The organism is Gemmatimonadota bacterium (assembly GCA_016712265.1).
Lineage (GTDB): Bacteria > Gemmatimonadota > Gemmatimonadetes > Gemmatimonadales > Gemmatimonadaceae > RBC101.
This window is the reverse complement of the sequence record JADJRJ010000028.1, coordinates 367,209-387,701: the sequence shown is the minus strand read 5'-3', so window position 1 is coordinate 387,701 and position 20,493 is coordinate 367,209. Positions and strand designations below refer to the sequence as shown.

The 20,493-nt window shown below is 68.3% G+C and carries 12 protein-coding genes; 4 read left to right on the top strand and 8 right to left on the bottom strand.

What is annotated here, in order from left to right; genetic code table 11:
- Positions 1–39 precede the first annotated feature (39 nt).
- Entirely contained in the window at positions 40–1,767 is a 1,728-nt protein-coding gene (locus tag IPK85_08570; GenBank protein ID MBK8247435.1) for a beta-lactamase family protein, read from the bottom strand.
- Between the two features lie 152 nt (positions 1,768–1,919).
- On the opposite strand from IPK85_08570, the gene IPK85_08565 reads away from it, so the two are divergent.
- Positions 1,920–5,213, top strand: coding sequence for a PD40 domain-containing protein (locus tag IPK85_08565; GenBank protein ID MBK8247434.1), 3,294 nt, complete (start codon positions 1,920–1,922; stop codon positions 5,211–5,213).
- A gap of 1,396 nt (positions 5,214–6,609) precedes the next feature.
- Here IPK85_08565 and IPK85_08560 read toward each other — a convergent pair.
- The 6 genes from IPK85_08560 to IPK85_08535 all read right to left on the bottom strand — a co-directional run bounded on the left by IPK85_08560 (position 6,610) and on the right by IPK85_08535 (position 14,940).
- Complete coding sequence (locus tag IPK85_08560) at positions 6,610–9,435, bottom strand: ABC transporter permease (protein ID MBK8247433.1); 2,826 nt, start codon at positions 9,433–9,435, stop codon at positions 6,610–6,612.
- Positions 9,432–9,758: a helix-turn-helix transcriptional regulator gene (locus tag IPK85_08555; GenBank protein MBK8247432.1), complete on the bottom strand. Its 327-nt coding sequence runs from the start codon at positions 9,756–9,758 to the stop codon at positions 9,432–9,434. Before IPK85_08555 ends, IPK85_08560 begins: the two co-directional genes overlap by 4 nt.
- A 131-nt stretch (positions 9,759–9,889) precedes the next feature.
- On the bottom strand, positions 9,890–11,941 hold the full coding sequence (locus IPK85_08550; protein ID MBK8247431.1) for a S9 family peptidase: 2,052 nt from the start codon (positions 11,939–11,941) through the stop codon (positions 9,890–9,892).
- Between the two features lie 104 nt (positions 11,942–12,045).
- Positions 12,046–12,594: a prolyl-tRNA synthetase associated domain-containing protein gene (locus IPK85_08545; GenBank protein ID MBK8247430.1), complete on the bottom strand. Its 549-nt coding sequence runs from the start codon at positions 12,592–12,594 to the stop codon at positions 12,046–12,048.
- A gap of 10 nt (positions 12,595–12,604) precedes the next feature.
- Positions 12,605–13,249: a gluconate 2-dehydrogenase subunit 3 family protein gene (locus IPK85_08540; protein MBK8247429.1), complete on the bottom strand. Its 645-nt coding sequence runs from the start codon at positions 13,247–13,249 to the stop codon at positions 12,605–12,607.
- On the bottom strand, positions 13,246–14,940 hold the full coding sequence (locus IPK85_08535; protein MBK8247428.1) for a GMC family oxidoreductase: 1,695 nt from the start codon (positions 14,938–14,940) through the stop codon (positions 13,246–13,248). The genes IPK85_08540 and IPK85_08535 overlap by 4 nt, the downstream gene beginning before the upstream one ends.
- A gap of 66 nt (positions 14,941–15,006) precedes the next feature.
- Between IPK85_08535 and IPK85_08530 the strand changes: the two genes are divergently transcribed.
- The 3 genes from IPK85_08530 to IPK85_08520 are packed head-to-tail and all read left to right on the top strand — an operon-like array spanning position 15,007 to position 18,218.
- Entirely contained in the window at positions 15,007–15,507 is a 501-nt protein-coding gene (locus IPK85_08530) for an MmcQ/YjbR family DNA-binding protein (protein MBK8247427.1), read from the top strand.
- 26 nt (positions 15,508–15,533) lie between these two features.
- Complete coding sequence (locus IPK85_08525; protein MBK8247426.1) at positions 15,534–16,307, top strand: DUF3108 domain-containing protein; 774 nt, start codon at positions 15,534–15,536, stop codon at positions 16,305–16,307.
- A gap of 48 nt (positions 16,308–16,355) precedes the next feature.
- Positions 16,356–18,218 (top strand): serine/threonine protein kinase, encoded by a 1,863-nt coding sequence (locus IPK85_08520; protein MBK8247425.1) that lies wholly within the window; start codon positions 16,356–16,358, stop codon positions 18,216–18,218.
- Here the strand turns inward: IPK85_08520 and IPK85_08515 are convergent.
- Positions 18,205–20,424, bottom strand: coding sequence for a fused MFS/spermidine synthase (locus tag IPK85_08515; protein ID MBK8247424.1), 2,220 nt, complete (start codon positions 20,422–20,424; stop codon positions 18,205–18,207). The genes IPK85_08520 and IPK85_08515 overlap by 14 nt on opposite strands.
- Positions 20,425–20,493: the final 69 nt, after the last annotated feature.

Below are 20,493 nucleotides of genomic sequence, written 5' to 3'. Positions count from 1 at the left end.
ATGCATCCGCGAAGGTAGGCCCCGCACGCGCGCGGCGGCCTACCTTCGACGAGCTGGCGCCGCCGGGGGCATGCGGGTGAACCGCAAGTGTCTCACCCGCCCCGACTCCACCAGAAAGCCGGTGATCCGCCCCGCGGCATCGCGCTGCACATCGATCACGCTCCCCGCGCGCGTGAAGCCGTCCCGATAGCTTGGCTGCAGCGCGCCAAGGCGCCGCTCGTTGAGGTACAGCACCAGTGAGTCCCGCTCCACCCGCCAGGTGTGCGTGGCCTCCACCTCATCATTCCGGTAGTCGCCAGCATACTCGGCGAGCTGGGCGGCGGTTGGCTGCACCTCCCCAGCGCGAGTGAACGTCGCGAGGTCGCCCGCGGTACGGACCACGAGGCGCGACGCGGCGCCACCGTCGCCCTCAAATCGCAACTCCGTCCCTGATCCCGCGCGGTAGCGTCCGCCACCAAGCGGCTCGATGCGCGTTCGATCGCCGTCGATCAGGAAGAGCGTGTCCCCGACCATCCGCGTGCGTCGCACCTCGCCACGTTCGATGTGGCGCCACACGCCTACGAGAGTGCGCAGCTCCGTTGCCGCACGCGGCTCGGGTGGTGCTGCCGCAAGGTTGGCCGTCCAGATCGCCGCGCTATCCGGCAACATGCGATCGCCGAGGTAGATCCCGGCCACCTTGCGCGCGAGGGAGTCGGGACCGGAGGTTGTGAGGTTGCAGAACGTCGCCACCGCAAGACGCTGATCCGGAAAACGCAGGAAGTGGCCGCGATACCCGGCCCAGCTCCCCCCATGCGACACCACGCGCAGTCCGCGCAGCGTCCCCACATTCAGGCCGATCGCGTACGCCTGGTTCGCGCCGGAGGTCGCCGGCGTGCCGTCGTTGAGTGTGGTGGCCGTCGTCATCAGGCGGATGACGTCCTGGCCGCCGACCGTGGCGGTCTCGTAGTTCGCGAGCCAGCGCCCGAAGTCCTCGATGGTCGTATGCACCGCTCCCGCGCCCAGGATCGCGCCGTCGTACGCCGATCGCGCGAGGCGGAATCCCCCGCCGCCGCGGGGCGCGTAGCCGTCGGCGCCATTCGGCCGAATGGCGGTGGCGTCGGCCATGTACCGTGAGTCCCGCATCCCGAGCGGCCCGAAGATCCGTTCCTCGGCAAACTGTGCGAGTGTCTTTCCCGTCAACCGATAGATCACCTGTGCCGCGAGGATCCATCCCGAGTTGGTGTACAGGTACCGGGCACCGGGTTCGTAGTTCGGCTCGGCCGACCGACTGATGATGCGCAGCGCGTCAATCGTGTCCCCCTGCACGGGCCGCCCCGCCTGGCTCCACATCACATAGAGGTCGCGCAGCCCACTCGTCTGGCTCAGCGCCCTCCCGAAGGTGATGCGATCGGCGTACGCCGGCATCTCCGGGATGTACTTCCGGATCGGATCGTCAATCGAGAGTTTGCCTTCCTGCTGCAGGATGAGGATCGACATGGCCGTGAACTGCTTGGAGATCGACCCAACGTCGAGCATCGAGCGCGGCGAGAGGGCAATGCCGTGCTCCAGGTTCGCCATCCCATAGCCCCGCGCGTACAGGATCTTCCCGTCCTGGTAGACCCCAAGGGCGCAGCCCGGTGAGTCGGTGCGATCAAACCGCTGGAAAACGCTGTCGGCGCGCACGGCCCGGGCGTCACGGGCACCAATGACATGTTGGGCGCCAGCGGTAGTCGAGAGGAGGACGGCAGCCGCAAGGACAGTGCGTGGGCACATGGTGAGTCGGTGCATGGGGAGTGAAGGGCGAAGTTGGCCCAACGGACGTGGGATGCGCCAGCTCGGGGCACGCGCGCCAGGCCGCGCGGGCCCCGGGAAGCGATGGCTTCGTTGCGGCCCACCGCGCCGGGCGCCACAATCCCGGGAACCCGTTCCCCGGCTCGATCATGACCCGCCGTCTCGCCGCCCTCGCGGCCACATTCCTCGCCGGCGCCCTCGGCGCCCAGGAGACCCTGTTCCTCCGCCAGCCCACCGTGAGCGAGCGGCACATCGCCTTCGCCTACGCCAACAACATCTGGATCGTCGATCGGGCCGGTGGCGCCGCACGGCGACTCACCTCGTTCCCTGGCGGCTCGTCCGCGCCGCGGCTCTCTCCCGACGGACGCCTCGTCGCCTTCACCGGCAGCTACGCCGGCAACGCCGACGTCTACGTGGTTCCGGTTGACGGTGGCGAGCCCAAGCGCCTCACCTGGCACCCAGGCGGCGACAACGCTTCGGGGTGGACCCCGGATGGACGTCGCGTCGTGTTCACCAGCGGACGTGCCAGCCACGCACCCAACGCGGTCCCACGGTTCTGGACAGTCTCGGTCGAAGGTGGCGCCGAGGAACCGATGGCCATTCCGCGCGGCTTCCAGGGACAGATCTCCGCGGATGGTGGACGCATCGCCTACCGCATGGCGTCGTCATGGGATGACGAACGACGCAACTACCGGGGCGGCCAGAACAAGCCGATCTGGGTCGTGGATATGAAGACGTGGGCGACGGATACCATCGCCCGGCCGGTGAACTCCAAGGAAGTCGACCCCGTCTGGATCGGCGACGATGTCTACTTCATCTCGGACCGCGACGACGTGCAGAACGTCTGGAAGTACGCGTCGCGGACCCGCCAACTCACGCAGGTCACGCGCTTCCGCGACCACGACGTAAAGACACTCGGCGCCGGGGCCGGCGTCCTCGTCTTCGAGCAGGCGGGGCGGATTCACCTTCACGACCCCAAGACCGGACGGACGGGCGCCGTCTCCATCACCGTGCGAGGCGACTTCCCCTGGATGATGCCGCAATGGAAGGATGTTACCTCCCGCATGAGTAACCTCGCCGTCAGCCCCACCGGCAAGCGAGCGTTGGTCGAGGCCCGCGGTGAGATCTTCTCGATCCCCGCCGAGAAGGGCGACGTGCGCAACCTGACCGCCACCAGCGGTGCGGCTGAACGCCTCCCCACCTGGTCGCCGGACGGGCAATCCATCGCCTGGTTCAGCGACGCCTCGGGCGAGTACCAACTCGTGGTGTCGTCCCAGGACGCCCTCACCGCGCGACGCGAGATCGCCCTGCCGGGGATGAGCTTCCCGTACATGGCGCAGTGGTCGCCCGACAGTCGCAAGCTTTCGTTTGTCGACACCCACCTTAAGTTGTGGGTGGTCGACGTCGCGGCCGGCACAGTGCGCAAGTTCGACGGCGACCCGCACATGGTCCCCGAGCGCTCCATGAACCCGGTGTGGAGCCCCGACTCGCGGTGGATCGCCTTCGCCAAGCGCCTCTCGACCTACTATCGCGTCATCGTGGTGCTCGACGTCGCAACGGGCAAGGCCACGCAGCTGACCGACGGGATGGCCGACGCGACCTCGCCTGCCTGGGACGCCAGCGGGAAGTACCTGTGGTTCCTCGCGAGCACCAACCACGCGTTGCGGTCGCAGTGGCTGGACATGACGAACTACGAGCGCCCGCGCACCCACGCGCTCTACGCCGCGATCCTCAGGAACGGGGAACCGACGCCGTTTACGCCAGAGAGCGACGACGAACCGGCGCCGGGCCAGCGGGCGGTCGCTGCCGGGGGCGAACGCGGCGGCGTTGCCGTCCAGGCGCCCGCGGTCACGATCGACTTCGATGGGATCGCGCGACGCATCGTCCCGGTCCCTGGCGTCGCCGAACGGGAGTACGGGCAGCTACGCGCCGGCGTCGCTGGAACGGTGTTCTTCACGGAAACCGTTGCCGCGTCGGGCACCAATGAACGTGGGGGTGGCGGTCCAGGCGCCGGAGCGGGAAGCCCGTTGCATCGCTACACCCTTCGGGATCGGCGTGCCATTCCCTTCGCCCCCGGTGTCGCTCAGTACACCCTCAGTGCCGATGGGCGACGCCTGCTCTACCGCACCGGTGGTGCCCAGGGAGCGTTGTTCCTTGTAGATGCCGCCGCGAACGCGGCTCCAGCCGCCAATGCGGGTCGCCTCAGCGCCACCTTGCGCATGTGGTGGGACGGCAAGGCCGAGTTTGCCCAGATCTTCGAGGAAGCCCGTCGGAAGGTCCGTGACTACTTCTATGTTCCCAACCTGCACGGGACCGACTGGCCCAAGGTCGTGGCTGAATACAAGCGCTTCCTGCCGTTCGTCGCGCACCGCGAGGACCTGAACTACCTGCTCGACGCGATGGAAGGCGAGACCGCAGTCGGCCACTCCTACGTCCGCGGCGGCGACATGCCGGAGACGCCCAACGACCTTGGCGGCCTGCTCGGCGCGGATTTCACCATCGACAACGGACGGTATCGCTTCAGCCGGGTCTACGACAGCGAGAGCTGGAACCCCGACCTGCGCGCCCCGCTGGTTACCCCCGGCTTCGAGGTCAAGGCCGGTGAGTATCTCCTCGCGGTGAATGGCCAGGAGCTGCGGGCGACGGACAACGTGCATCGCTTGTTGAATGGCACCGCCAACCGCCAGACGGTGATCACCGTGAGCACGCGCCCCGCCCTCGAGGGTGCTCGGCAGCTTACGGTTGTGCCGGTCGCGAATGAGCAGGGGCTGCGCACCCGCGCGTGGGTCGAGGGCAATCGCCGCCTGGTGGATTCGCTCTCGAAGGGACGCCTCGCCTACCTCCACCTCCCCAACACCGGCCAGGGCGGCTACAGCTCATTCAACCGCTACTACTTCGCGCAGCAGGACAAGCAGGGTGCCGTCGTCGACGAGCGATACAACGGCGGCGGCTCCGCCGCGGACTACATCATTGAACTGCTCGGCCGCGACTTCGATGGCTACTTCAACAACCCCGCCGGGGATCGCAAGCCGTTCACGAGTCCTTCCGCCGGTATCTGGGGCCCGAAGGTCATGATCATCAACGAGATGGCCGGTTCCGGTGGCGACCTCATGCCGTTCATGTTCGCGCGGCGCAAGATCGGCCCACTGGTCGGCACCCGCACATGGGGCGGGTTGGTGGCAACCTCCGACCAACCACCATTCGTCGATGGTGGATCGCTCGTTGCCCCGCGACTCGGCTTCTTCGATCGCGACGGCAAGTGGGCCGTGGAAAACGTCGGCACACCGCCCGATATCGAGATCGAGAACTTCCCCCGCGAGGTGATCGCCGGGCGCGATCCGCAGCTGGAGCGCGCGGTGCAGGAAGCGCTCAAGCTGCTGGAGACAAAGGCGGTCCAGCTCAAGGCCGAGCCCGCAGGCCCCACCTGGGGCAAGCGACCGTAACAGAAGCACTGTCACCCCCGCGCCCTGCGGGGGTGACGCCCGGCAACGTCGGCAGCGGCAGCCAGCCACAGGTCGTTTGACCCGCGACCGACACGGCGGGCCACGGTATCATTCGTCCATGGCTCGCATCGTCATCTTCTGCTGGGGGTCGCACGGCGACGTCGACCCCGCCCTCGGACTCGCCACCGGGCTGCGCGCGCGCGGTCACTCGGTCGGCATCGCCACCCTCGACTACTTCCGACCTGCCGTCGAGCAGTCGGGGTGCGACTCCTTCCCGCTGCGCCCGCATGCGGACCCTTCCGATACGGCGACCGTGCAGCGCATCATGGATGCGAAACGCGGCCCGGAGAACCTCCTCAAGGAGATCGTCTTCCCTGCGGTGCGCGACCAGTATGCGGACGTCCAGGCGGCGGCCGCGGGCGCCGACCTCCTGATCAGCCACCCGCTCTCTATTGCGGTGCCGATCTACGCGGAGCAGCACGGGGTGCCGTGGGCCAACATGGTGCTCGCGCCCACGTCGTTCTTCTCCCCCACCGACATGCCGGTGCTTCCGCCTGCACCCTGGCTCAAGCATCTCGAAGTCCTCGGCAGCTGGCTGCCGCGCCTCCTGGTTGCGGGTGGCAAGGCCAGCACCCACCGCTGGGCGCATGCGGTCACCGCCTTCCGTCGCGAGCTGGGCCTGGGCGACGGCCTGGTTCCCCTGTTCGACGGACAGCATTCGCCACAGCTGGTCCTCGCGCTCTACTCGCGCGTGTTAGGTGATCCCCAGCCGGACTGGCCGAAACACACGGTCATCACCGGATACATGTTCCATGACGCAGTGCATGGCGCCGCCCTGCCCGACGAGGTGACCGAATTCCTCGAGGCCGGGCCGGCGCCGATCGTCTTCACCCTGGGCTCCTCCGCGGTGCTGTCGCCCGGGGAGTTCTGGAAGGAAAGCACCACGGCCGTTCGCTCCCTCGGCGCACGAGCCGTCTTTCTGGTTGGCCCTGGAAACGCCGCGGCGATGCGCTCGACCCTCCCCCCCACCATCCTCGCTCTCGAGCGCGCGCCGCATTCGCTGCTCTTTCCTCGCGCCGCAGCCATCGTGCAGCAATGCGGGGCGGGCACCATGGGGCAGGCGCTCCGCAGTGGCCGCCCGACGCTCGCCGTACCCTTCGCCCACGACCAGCCGGACAACGCCTTCCGTGCCGCGCGGCTCGGCGTGGCCCGCATCCTTCCGGCAGGCAAGTACCGGGCGGAGACCGCCGGCGCGCGCGGCGCCTCCCCGGACCGAGGCTATCAGGATGCTGCTGGCACCGTGGCGCAGCGGGTGGAGCGCCGGCATCGAGGCGGCCTGCGACGCCACCACGCCCCCCCCGGCCCCCGGCCCCCCCACCCCGCCGCCGGCGCCGCCTCAACGCGGCGCCCAGCGACCTACGACCAGCCGCCCCGGCACCGAGGGCGACCGCCGCGATCGCGCCCAATCGGCGACTGCTGGAGTCCTGGGCAGCCGCCAGGACGCAGTGAAGGCGTCGGTGTCCACCATGGATGACCCATCCCGGCGCATCGCTGATCGACGCCTCGAACTCCCGTTGGGCCAACAGGCATCGACGACGGTGGAGAAACACCCCGCGCAGCCCCGCCGGCTCCAGGTCCCCGCGACGCCCCACCGATCCCACGATGGCGGCACACCCGGCCACAGGCTGCCGGCCAACCTGCCGTGGGGACTGCCCCACACCGGGACCGAGGAGAAGTGGTTGAATGCCGCCGCCACTACGACCACGAGCGGCAGCGCGACCACCACCCCGATACCTAACTGCCGCGCGCCTGTGCCCAGCAACAGGCGCAGGACGGAGGACTCCGTGGCGCCGAGCGCGCGCCGCACGCCGATCTCCCGCGTGCGGAGGCCGATGCCCCGGGACATCAAGCCGTAGCTGCCCACCATCGCCAGGGCCAGCGCGAAGGCGAAAGCGGCCGCGAACAGCTTCGTTGTCCCGATCGTGACGAGGCGCGTCTTCTCGATCACTTCGCGATAGGTCGTCACCTGTCCCGGCACCAGCTCCCGGTCGACCCGGCGAAAGGCCTCGAAGATCGCCTCACGCCCGGCCGCGAGGTCCCGGGGCACTCGAAGAAAGCCCACCGCGGCGTCGACCACAGACTGCGCTGTCGGGATGTAGGCCGCATCGGTGGAGCGCTCCCGCGCCCAGGGATCTCCATAGGGGATGTCACTCACGACGCCCACGATCGTGCGCCACTGGGTCGTGTCCCCCGTGCTGGTGAGGCGGACCTGTAATCCCTCGACTGACGCGTTCGGCGCAAGCCGCTTCGCCAACGAACGACTCACCAGCACCACCGGCGCCTGTGCCGTGTCATCGGCCGTGGTGAAAGCCCGCCCGGATTCCAGCCTCGGCCCAGCGACATCGAGCGCACCGGACGCGGCGTACACCCAGGCCGCGGCACGTGTGACCGCGGTGCCTCGCCGCGCCTCCACTTGTCCCCCGACGTCCGGCCGAGCGAGCCCGGTGCGCAACAGCGCGCCATCCACCCCGGGGCGTTGCGCGAGTTCCTGCTGAATGCGCGCCATGACGGCGTGGCGTGCCGCGCGATCGGGATACCGACTGCTGCCCGGATCCACCGTCACCTGCATGACCGACGTGGCGTCGAACCCCAGGTCGAGGCGCGCGAGGCGCCGGGCCATGATGCCGGAGAGCACCCCAAAGAACATCAGCAGGGTGACGGTGGCGACCTGCGTCACCACGAGCGCACGGGCCGTGCGTCCCTCGCGACGTGAGCCCCCACGCACCGATCCATCCTGGATCACCTCGCGCACGTTAACCTGCGTGGCGCGGCGTGCCATCACAACGCACAGGACCAGCACGGCCACGGTGACGAACACGCCGGCAATGAGCATCGTCACCCCATCGGGACGCCACACCCACCAGAAGGCCAGGTTGCCCTGGAGGTTTTCCTGGGTCCAGCGCGTGATAGCCTTGAGCCCCCACGCCGCGCCCGCCGTACCGAGCACGCCGCCAACCACGCACAGGATGATGGTTTCCCACATCCCCTGCATCACCAGTCGCGCGGTGCTGGCACCAAGGGCCATGCGTACCGCCGTCTCGCGTGCGCGTTCATTGGCCCGGGCCAGCAGCAGGTTGGTGACGTTGACAAGGGCAAGCAGGAGGATCAACGCGGCCACGAGGTTCAGCACCCCAAATACGAGCGTGCGCTCATCCCCGAACTGCGCCTGCGGGAACGACTCGGCTCTCGCCGTGCGCGGGACCGCGCCCGGGCCGCGCGTGGTATCCAGCGTTGCTGACAATCGTTGGAGTATCGCCGTCGCCTCCGCCGTGGCATCGGCTGCACTCGCCCCCGGCGCCAACCGGGCCGCGACCTGCAGTGATAGGCCGGTGTCGGCCGGCGCCAGCTCCCGCGGACCGAGCGGGATCCAGGCCTCGGTGGCCACGGGAAAGCCGAACGCCTCGGGCATCACCCCGACGACGCGCGTGCGTGTGCCGTTCACGTCGACGACGTCGTCGATCACGCCGCGATCCGAGCCGAACGCGACCTCCCAGGTGCGATGCGACAGCACGATCACGGGTTCTGCCCCGGCGGCATTGTCGGACGGCAGCAGGTGGCGCCCCAACCGCGCCGGCGTGCGGGCGATGGTGAAGATCCCCGCATCGACCGCGGCCGCGTCCACGGCGCGGCGTTCCCCCTGCATCCCCAGCACCACCTCGGTCCCGACATACGGGGCGACTTCCCGCAGGGTCTTCACCGACTGGCGCAACTGAACGATGTCCGTCGCATCAATTGGTGCCCGGCGCCCCCCATCGGCCCGCATCAGCCGCACGATCTCGGCACCGTCGCCCAGCGGGAGCGGCTTGATCATGGCGGTGTAGAGGAACGAGAACGTGAACGTGCTCAATCCCAGGCCACCGGCGAGTACCAGGACGGTCAGCAGCGCAAACCCGGGGCTGCGAGTCAGCAGGCGTAGGGCGTATCGCACGTCTGTGAGATGGAGCATCTGGAGTTGCCGGGTGTCGGTGTGTAGTCTCTCGCGCAGGCCGGCAGCGAGCGCGCTGCGCAGTTCGCGGAGGGCGTATCCCCTGCGCGCTGTCGCCTCCCTCGCCTGCCACCCGTCACGGAAGGCGTCGATCATCCCCTGCCCCCAGCGCGCCCGGAACGCACGGGGAAACGCGTACAGGGCCAGGCGATACGCGACCTGCCAGGCGCGCGTCATGTGGCACGCGGGAGCAGTCGCGCGTCCCGGGCGGCGTCGACGAGGGCCGAGAGTCGTCGGGCTTCCGCGCTCGCTGCTTGGCGACCCCTCGAGGTGATCGCGTAGTACTGGCGACGCTCGTCGTCCCCCGGTCCGGACCGCCGCTGTGCGACCGGGCGCGCGAGGTCGCCCTCGGTCAATCGTTGCAGCGCGCGGTAGAGTGTCCCCGTCTCGACCGTTTCGCCGCTGCGCCCGGCGATATCCTGGATGATGGCGTAGCCGTGTCGCTCCTCCCGGACGAGGGAGAGGAGGATCTCGAATTCGATGGGGCGGAGTGTTGCCATGCCGGCACTACGTGCGCGGCGCACATAGGTTTCACCCGACGCCATCGAAGGGACACGACATCGCGCCCCCCCCGGACGCGGCTCACTGCGCGTACACGATCCGGCGCCCGGGGCACCGGGCACCGGAACGGCTACTGCACGGGCGCCTTGTACTTGTCGAACCACCCCTTCAGCGTCGTGATCTTCGACGCCTCGTGACTCGGACGACGGCGGATGCCGTGCGGTTCCTCCGGCACGCGGACCAGCACTGACTCGACGCCCCGCATCTTGAGCGCCTTGTAGTACTGCTCGGACTCGGACATCGGCGTGCGATAGTCCTCTTCGCCCGTCATGATCAACGTCGGGGTCTTCACGTTCTTCACCACCGAGAGCAGTGACCGCTTGTCATAGTTCTCGGGATGGTCCCAGGGAAAGCCGGGAAACCAGTTGTTCACCGAACTCGGCGCCATGTCGGCCGTCAGCGAGAAACTCTCCCAGTTGATCACCGGGTAGAATGCGAGCGCGGCGCGGAAACGATCCGTGTGCCCGATCATCCACGCGGTGAGCACCCCGCCGCCGCTCCCTCCAGTGACGAAGAGGTTCTTCTCGTCGACGTACCCCTTCGCGATCACCGCGTCCACGCCGGCGTTGAGGTCGTGGAAATCATCGCCCGGGTAGGCGTGGTGAATCAAATTGCCGAACTCCTCGCCATAACTCGTGCTGCCGCGCGGATTGGTGTACAACACCACGAAGCCGGCGGCGGCCATCAACTGCTTCTCCTCGTCAAAGCGGTCGCCGTAGTTGGCAAATGGTCCGCCGTGGATCTCAAGGATCAGGGGATACTTGCGGCGTGCGTCGAAGCCCGGGGGCTTGATGATCCAGCCATGGATCTTCCGCTTGTCCTTCGAGGACTCGTACCAGATCTCCTCCACCTCACCGATCGTGCGGTCGGCCAGCAGGCTGGCGTTGAGGGCGGTGACCACACGAGGCGCGGGAGACGCACTGCTGGCCACCGCGACCTCACTCGGCACGTTCGGCGTACTCATTGAGTAGGCGACGACCCCGGTGCGCGAGACCGAGTAGCTGCCACCACTGTAGGCGCTGGTGCCACCGCCGAGGTTCGACGCCACGACCGTGTGCGTGCCATCGAGCATGAAGCGCATGACCTTCGTGGTCCCGCGCTCATCCACCTGTCCATAGATCGCCTTGCTGTCCGCGCTCCATGACGGGCTGGAAACGCTGTTGTCGAGCTTGGTGGAGATGACGCGCTTGCCGGACCCGTCGCGATTCATCACGTAGAGCAGGGTGTTCTGATACCCCTGCTTGCGGTCGTCGTATCCCACCCAGGCGATGAGCTGCCCGTCGGGCGATACTGCGGGCGATGCATCGGGACCAAAGCGATCGGTGAGGCGGCGTAACGCCCCGGTCTGCACGTTGACGGCGAAGAGGTCGCTCTCGCGGGCGTTCCACTCCGGACGTTCACCGCGACGTGCCGGGAGGACGAGCTCGCTGCCATCCGGTGTCCATGCGAGCGACCCGCCGCCATACGGGGTGCCGCCGTGGTTGAAGTCACCACTGGTGACCTGGCGTGGTGCCCCGCCCGTCGCGGCGACCACAAACGCGTGCACGAACCCTGTCGGCACTTCACCGACGCCGTCGAAGCGAAAGACGAGGTTCTCGGTGTACTTGGGCGGCGCCGCCCACTGTGCACCCGGCGGTGGCGTCAGCGGCGTCCCGATCACCAGCGGTGGCTTGGGCACCAGGGCGAGATAGGCGACCTGCGTCCCGTCGGCGGACCACACCGGGCTGCCCGGCGGCTGTCGCGTGTTTGTCACGGGGAACGCCTCTCCCGTTGACATGTAGCGGACATACAGCTGGGGCGACCCGCCCCGGTTCGAGATGTACAGGAGGCGGGTGCCGTCCGGGGACCAGCGCGGGGAGTGTTCCGTGAAGGTGCCGCCGGTGAGCGGGCGGTGGTCGGAGCCATCCGCCTTGACCAACCAGATGTTGCTGTGCCGTCGGTCGGTCGACGGGTCACTCCATTGCCGCACATAGGCCACCCACTGCCCATCGCCGCTGACCTGCGGGTCGGCAGCGTAGGCCAGCGCAAAGATGTCGGCGGGGGCGAGGGGCCGCGCCTGTGCCACAACGACGACTGGCAGGGCGAAGGCAAGACCAAGCAACAGTGATCGGAACAGGCGCATGAGGCTCACAGATCTTGGTGAGGGTAGGGAGAACCGGCCATCGCAGGGCATCTCAAGTGTGCGGCCACATCGCCGCGCCCGCTACCTCCGAGCGCGACACTCGGTCAACTCCCGGAAGCGTCGAGCTCCGGGATCGCGTGGTAACCGGGAACGTGGCCGGTCCGCGCGAGGAAAGCGGCGCACGCGGCCGGATCAAGCACCAGGGTCGCCGTGTTCACCATGGGGTGGCATCGCCACGGGACGTCGCGCGCGGCAGCGTCGACCACCAACTCCACCTCTCGCGCCCCGGGATGGGCGAGGGCGAGGAGGGTCACTGCCCCCGGCGTCACGCCCAGGTACTTCATGAGACGTTCGGGCGAACCGAACGACAGGCGACCGACTCCCAGCTGATCCCCCAGCGCCCGGATGTCCACCCGCTTCTCGCACGAGGTGATGACCAGCCAGTGCCGCCCCCCCTTCTTGTCGCGCAGGAAGAGATTCTTCGTCTGCAGCGCATCGGCAGCGCTCGGCACATGAACGTCCGCCTCCGCGCAGGTGAAGACCGGCGGATGATCGAACCGCGTGTACGCAATGCCCCACTGCGCAAGCGTCTCGCAGATGGCGCGGTCCACCTCGGCCTGCGGCACCGTCACGATCGGGGACTCCGCGTCCATGAGCCACAGGTCATGTGTAACTGACGCCGAGCTTGGCGAGCGCTTCCGGGGGACACCCGGTCCATGAAGTCTGCGGCACGTTCCCCAAGTACTGGAGGTCCTTCACGCCGATGCGGCTCGACCAGAAGCCGGAGGCGGTGAGGTCGCGAAAACGGGAGAAGAAGGTGACGCCGTCTTTCACCTTGTCCGCTGCGCGCTTTGGGTACGCAATCTCGTCCAGGAGGGCGGACTGCTCCTCCGGCGAACAGGCCACGAAGGTCTTCTGGAAGCGCGACTGCGTCGCGTCGTCCATCCAGGCAAGTCCCTTGCGCATGGGCTCCTGCATGTCGGGATACGCCGTCATGAGGAAGTCCAGGAACTCCGGGACGCCCGCGTCACTTGCCGACCCCGAGCGTTCATCTGCAGGCAGGATGCGGTCCGCAAGCACCCGCGCGAGGGCGAACTCCGTCGCCGTGTAGAACTGCGGCACATAGGGCACGCCGTCCTTCGCCGCCTGTGCGAGGGAATCGCTCGCATGTTGCGCGGCCCGGTCCACGTCCTCGCACGCAATCGCGAACACCGCCAACGGGGCCGCCGCAAGGATGCGCAGCACATCGCGCCGCGCCACCCCCGTGCCGCTCGTGCTTCGCCCTGGCTGTTGATCTGCTTCCCTCATATCGCCCCCGCCTTCCGCTGTTGCGTGATGTAGTCCGCCGTGCGCCAAGCCAGCGCCAGGATCGTCCATGTCGGGTTCTTGTCGGCTTGTGACACAAACGAGCCGCCGTCAGTGACAAACAGGTTCTTGCAATCCCACGCCTGGCAATGGGCATTCAGCGCCGAGTCCCTGGCGGTGGCCCCCATGCGCACGCACCCCAGTTCATGGATGATCGCGCCGCCGTTGGCGATGCCGTACCCACGCTCCTTCGACGGCATGTCGCCCATCGGCTCGCCACCCATCTCGCGAATGAGCGCCCGGAAGGTCTCCTGCATGTGGCGCACCTGCCGGTATTCGTCGTCCCGCCACTTCCAGTGGAAGCGGAGGACGGGGATGCCGTAGCGGTCCTTCACCGTCGGGTCGAGCTCGCAGTACGAGTCGGCATTTGGGATCTGCTCACCGCGCCCCGAGAACCCAATGGTCGATCCATAGTAACGACGATACTCGTCCTTCAGCGCCTTGCCGTACCCACCGCCCCGCGACTGCGGCATCCCCTGGATCCCGCCCCCGAAGCCGTAGGAGGGGACCCCGAGTCCTCCCCACACCTCAATGTGGTACCCGCGTGGGAAGTCGAGCTTCTTGTTGTCCAGCCACCACGGCATGTAGATGTGCCCGCCGCCCACGCCGTCGCAGTTGTGCGGCACGTGATCCATGAGCTGCGGAACGAAGCCGGCGACATCGGTCCCCGTCGTATCGGTGAGGTACTTGCCGACGACGCCGGACGAGTTGGCGAGTCCCTGGGGATGACGTGCACTCCTCGAGTTGAGGAGGATGCGGGCGCTTTCACATGCGCTGGCCGCCAGCACCACAACCTTGGCCGCGACAAACTCGTCCTTGCCGGTTGCCTTGTCGATGTAGTGCACGCCCGTGGCGAGCCCTTGCGCGTCGGTGGCGACCTCGCGCGCCATCGCGTTCACGGTGATGGTCAACCGGCCGGTCTTCTGCGCCGGGAAGAGCAGGACGTTCGGCGACGAGAAGTTCGAGTTGGTCATGCACCCGCGGTTACACTGCCCGCAGTAGTGGCACGGGGCGCGTCCATTGAGCGGCTGGGTGATCACCGACAACCGCGCCGGAATGCACCAGATCCCCATCTTGTCGGCCGCCCGCTTGACATGCAGTTCGTAACACCGGGGCCTGGGGGCCTCATGAAAGACTCCATCCGGATGATTGGGCAGGTTCTCCTTCGACCCGAAGATCCCGATGAGCTGGTCGACCTGGTCGTAGTACGGCGCAATATCGTTGTAGGTGATCGGCCAGTCGTCGCCCAGCCCGTCGAGCGACTTGCGGCGGAAGTCGTCCGGGCCGAAGCGCAGGGAAATGCGCCCCCAATGGTTCGTGCGCCCACCGAGCATGCGCGCCCGCCACCAGTCGAACTTCGTCCCGTCGGCCTTCGTGTACGGTTCCCCCTCGACCTGCCACCCCCCAATGCACGCGTCAAACTCCCCAAACGGGCGTTCCGTCGTCGATGCGCCACGCCGCGGCGAGTCGTACGGGAACTTGAGCATCGCCGAGTCCTTGGTGTTGTCCCACCAGGCGCCGGCCTCGAGCATGATGACGTTGGCCCCGGCCTGCGTGAGCGCATGGGCGGTCATCGCGCCGCCGGCACCTGAGCCGACGATGCAGACGTCATATGAAGGTTGTCGCTGGGGCATCACCGTGAAGGGCTGGGGGAGCGGCCACGGTCCACGCCACGGCAGCTGACGGTATACTGCGCCCCCATGGGCCAGTGGGGCAACCGGCTCAAGCCACACGGCCCACTTTCCTCATCCGCGCCGGGCGCCTACCCTCCACGTCGCACTTCCCGCCTCCCGTTGCCACCGTCCGCACTCACCCGCCTGCGCAAGGCCTGCCTGGCCCTTCCCGAGGCCCATGAAGTCGAGGCTTGGGGAGCACCGACCTTTCGCGTGAAGAACAAGCTGTTCGCCATGTTTGCCAGCCGGAACGATCACCACGGGGGCGGACGTGACGGGGCATGGATCAAGTGCACCCCCACCAACCAGCAACTGCTTATCACGACCTGGCCGGCGCGCTTCTTCAAGCCGCCGTACGTCGGCCCGTCCGGATGGGTGGGTGTCGTGCTCGACGCCGCAACGGATTGGGACGGCTTGCGCGAGTTGTTGCGTGATGGATACCTGGCGGTCGCCCCCGCGACGTTGCGCCGGGCCCTCACGGAACCCGCGACGACGCCGCGGGTAGCCCGAAAGCACCCGCGTCGCTGACTATGTTTCGGCGCCCGACCCCTCACATGCGCCGACTGCTCCCGACCCTCCTCCTGGCCGCCCTGCCGCTATACGCCCAGAACGGCGGCGCGGCCAGCGTTCCCTTTGGCGTCGGCGAGTCGATGGTCTACAACGTCAAGTACGGACCGCTGACCGTCGGCACGGGTCGCATGGAAGTCGTGGGCATCGACACGGTGCGCGGGCGACCGGCGTGGCACCTGCGCCTCGAGGTGCGCGCCGGCATTCCCGGCTTTCGCGTCGTCAACGTCCTCGAAAGCTGGCTCGACGTCTCCACGTTGTCCTCTTTGCGCTATCGGCAGGAGACTAACAACGGAGGGAAGGAAGAGCGCCGCGTCGCTGAGCTGTTTCCCGATCGGGCACAATACCAGGAAACCGACTGGCGCGTCCCCAAAGGCGGTGGACCCCTCCAGGAAATCCGGAAGCCCGACGCCGAGATGTCCGCCCAACCCCTCGACCAGGCCTCGTTCCTCTTCTTCGCCCGCACCCTCCCCCTCGAGGCGGGCCAAACCTACTCGTACAGCCGGTTCTACAAGCCGCCCAACAACCCGGTGACACTCAGCGTCCTGCGCCGCGAGTCGGTCAACGTGCCGGCGGGTCGGTTCGGGACGGTGGTCGTCCGCCCGGTCTTCAAGTCCAACGGGATCTTCGGCCAGGGCGGCAAGGCCTCCGTCTGGTTCACGGATGACGAACGCCGCATGATGGTCAAGATGGAAACCCAAGTCGCCTTCGGGAGCATCACGCTCCAACTCAGCGAGTTCCAGGGCGGCGCCCGGCCGTAGTGCGCGGCCCAGGACACTCCGCACACGCCGGTCGCGTAGTTTTCCCGCGTGACGATTGAATCCCTGCGCACCCTCCTGGCCGCACGCTACCAGATTGAACGTGAGCTGGGCCGCGGCGGGATGGGCATCGTGTACCTCGCACGAGACCTCGCCCTGGATCGCCTGGTCGCCCTCAAGGTCCTCCCGGCCGACCAGGCCGCGGCGTCCGATGTGCGGGAGCGTTTCCTGCGCGAGGCACGCACGGCAGCCCAACTCTCGCACCCGAACATCGTCCCGATCCATCACGCCGAGGCGGTCAACGACGTCGCGTACTTCGCCATGGGATTCGTGGACGGTGAAAGCCTGGGCGAGCGCTTCCGTGGACGCGGCGCGCTCCCGGTCGCCGAAGTGGTTCGCTACCTGCGCGAGGCAGCCTGGGCGCTGGCCTATGCCCATGCCCGCGGCGTGATCCACCGTGACGTGAAGCCCGAGAACCTGATGCTGGAGCGCAGCACCGGACGGTTGATGGTCACCGATTTCGGCATCGCGCGCGACACCACCAGGGCCGACGGCCTGACGCACACGGGCAACGTGCTCGGGACGGTACACTACATGAGTCCCGAGCAGGTAGCCGGTGCCCCGCTCGATGGCCGGAGCGACCTCTACGCGCTCGGCGTGGTCGGCTTCCTGCTGCTCAGCGGGCGGTTTCCGTTCGAGGGCGACGTCGCCACCGCGGTCCTCCTCGCCCATGCGACCAAACCCGCCCCCCCGCTGGGCAGCGTCGCGCCCGACGTCCCCCGGTCCGTCGCGGCCGTGATTGACCGGTGCCTCGCCAAGGATCCTGACGCGCGCCCCAGCACCGGGGAAGCACTCGCTGAGTCGTTAGGCGCCGCGCTGGCCGCCGCCGAGCAGGCCGCCGGGGCGGGCGCACCCGGGGTCGTGCTGAGCGAGACCGAGGCCGCCGCGCTGTGGCACCGGGCGGCGCAGCTGCAGGCCGATGCCTTGCGCCGGCTGGAACGCAAGGACATTGCCCCCGAGCTGACGGTGGCCGGCGCCGCCCGCGGGGCCACACCCGCCGATGGCTACCGCCTGGAACATGTGCAGGCCGCGGCGGTCGAGGCCGGGATCTCTCAACAGTTTGTCTCGCTTGCCCTCGCCGAGGTTCGCGGGGCACGCCCGGCCGCAGGTACGGCGCAGGGGGCCGACACGACCGCGACCGCCAGTTGGCAGGAGCGGAAGGCTCCACGGTTTCTCGGCACCACCGAGCGAAGCCTCGCCGTTACCCGGATCGTGGCCGCCCCCCCGGGCAAGGTGTTGCCTGCCCTCGGCCAGATCCTCCAACAGGGGCCCTTCGACCTCTCGCTGCGCGAAGTGGTGGGCGGCCACCCGCTTGATGGTGGCGTCATGGTCTTCACGCTGCCCGGGGACACCTCAATCCTCGGCGTTGCCAGCGGGTTGAACATGACCTGGTACGGCACGCGGATGCAGCTGGAAGCCGCCACCTGCCAGGTCACCATCCGTGAAGCGCCGGGCGCCCCGGGCTCAACCGAGCTGACGATGTACGTCGACCTCCGCCCTGGAGTACGCCGCAACGTGAACGCGTCCGCCGGCATCGCGACGTTCCTGGCGTCGGTGACCGGGATCATCGGCGCGGCAGCCGGTGCGGCCATCGGCGTGGCGACGTGGGCAGCGGCGCTGCCCGCCGCGGCGGTGGCCGGGCTGGTCGGTGCCGGCAGCGCCGGGCTCACGGGCTACGCCAGTCTCGCCCTGTACCGCGGCTCCTATCGCGGGGCCGTCGCCCGCGCACAGAAGGAAATGGGTCGTGCCCTCGATGCGGTTGGCGGCTCCCTGCAGTCGAACGACCTGTTCGGGCCACGGGCCCACCCCGAGGCGCCGCGCAAGGCACTGCCCCCCGACATCACTCCTTCTTGAGCAACCGCACGATGTTCGAGTAGTCGTCGGTCCACGCGCTGACCCCGGAGCGCGGTTCGGCCGGGCGCCATCCCCGATCGTTAATCAGCGACCGCACCGTCCCCGAATCCGGGGCGAGCACCACCCAGCGCGAGCCGTAGTGTAGTGCCGCTCGCGCCTCCTCGTCCGGCGCGTCATCGCGCGCCACGGCCACCAGCCCCTCGTCCATCGCGATCGCCGCCAGCACGGGCTCCAGGTGCAGGTACCGGTTGCTCACGTGGAACGCCATTGCCGCGTAGGGCTGGAGCTTCGTCCGGTACAGCTGCACCGCTTCACGCGTCATGAGGTGCACCGGGATCGCGTCCGAGCTGAAGGCATCGAACACCAGCAGGTCGTACGCGCGATCCGGCTCGGCAGCCAACGAGCGCCGCGCATCGCCGAGGACGATGCGCACCCCGGGCGCACATTCCTTCACGTAGGTAAACACGCGCCCGGACGTCGCCAACTGCACGACGGTCGGATCAATCTCGAAGTACGTCCACGGCTCGCCCGGCCGGGCATAACACGCCGTGGTCCCGGTCCCCAACCCGACGAGTCCCACACGTCGCGCCTGCGTGCTATCGGTCAACTCCGAAAAGATGTCGCCGAGCGGCCCCTGCCGTGTGTAGTAGGTGAGCGGCGTGCGCTTGCCGCTGGTGACCAGGTCCTGGGCGCCGTGGGTCGTCGTGCCGCTGGTCAACATCAGGTAGTGTTCCCACCGCGTCACCTTGTAGACGCCAAAGAAGCTCCGCTCCTGGGTGATCACCCGTTCGACATTGCCCGCGTTGCGCTGCTCGATGGCGAGGAACAGCGCCGCCGCGCCTAACGCGAGCCGCAGCGGGCGCCGAAACATCGCGGCCACCGCCAGCCCGGCCACCGTGAACACCGACCACATCAGGATCATCGGCCAGCGCCCCTCCACGGGGACGCGCAGCTGGAAACTCGCCACCATGCCGCCAAAGACGAGGGCGGGCAGGACCAGGTCGAGCAACCAGGCCCGTCGCGACCGATCGTAGACACCGTACCCCGGTCGCAACGCAAAGGCCACCAGCAGCATCAGCGGATACTCGATGACGCGCTGGTACAGCACCGGGGCCACCAGCACATTAAACGCACCACCAATGACGCCCCCCAGCGACATCCACAGGTAGTACTCCGTGAGGTGCGCCGGATGCGGACGCACGTCCGCCAACTGGCGGTGACAGACCATCGCCGCGCCGAAGAAGCCCAGCAGGTGCAGGATCACGTGGGCCGCGTGCAACTTGGTCGGCGTCATCCCCACGACCACGAGCAGCGCGATTCCCACGAACAGGTGGAAGCCACTCATGAACTCGCGCCCCAGCAGGGGACGCTCGCCAAACACCAGCGTGAAGGTCAGCAGGTAGAGCGAGAGCGGGACGACCCACAGCAACGGCACAGCCGCCACGTCCGTGCTGATGAAGGTCGTGACCCCCAGGAGGAGGGACGACGGCACGGCCGAGAGGAGGACCCACCGCACCCTCAGGGCGCGCGTGGGGGCCGGCGCCACGACCGGCGCCACGGACGGCGTCGCCACCGCCGACCATCGACGGGTGATCCACCATGCCGCCCCAACCAACGCCACGAGCACAAGGTACCCGGTGCGCCACGCCGTCCCCTGCTCGCCCAGCCGCCACCGGGGCTCCACCAGGAGGGGATAGGCGAGCAAGGCGGCAAACGAGCCGAGATTGCTCGCCACGTACAGCACATAGGGGTTGCCCGCTCCCGGGTGCGCGGTCGACGCGAACCACCGCTGGAACATGGGGGCACCGGCCGCGAGCAGGGTGAACGGCAGGCCTAACGAAGCCGCAAGCACCGCGAGCAGCCACCAGACCGGCCGGGCGTCACTTGGGGGGGGCAGCCACTCGGGGATCGAGATGGGGAGTACCAGCAGGGCCAGGGCCAGCAGGACGAGGTGGAGCAGCCCCTGCCGGGTTGGGTCCAGCAGGCGGCTCCCCATGTGCGCGTAGCAGTACCCCAGCAGCAGCGCCGCCTGAAAGAAGAGGAGGCAGGTGTTCCAGACCGCCGCCGTTCCGCCAAGCAGCGGCAGCACCATCTTCGTGAACATCGGCTGCACGACAAACAGCAGCGCCGCGTTCGTGAAGGTGAGACCGGCGAACAAGGTCAGGGTAGCCCTCACGCGCACGGCGGGCCAGGGAGCGGTCGTCATCCGGCGGAATGTGGATCACACACCCGAGATTGGCGAGTCTACATCACGCCCCGGACCCGTCTCCACACC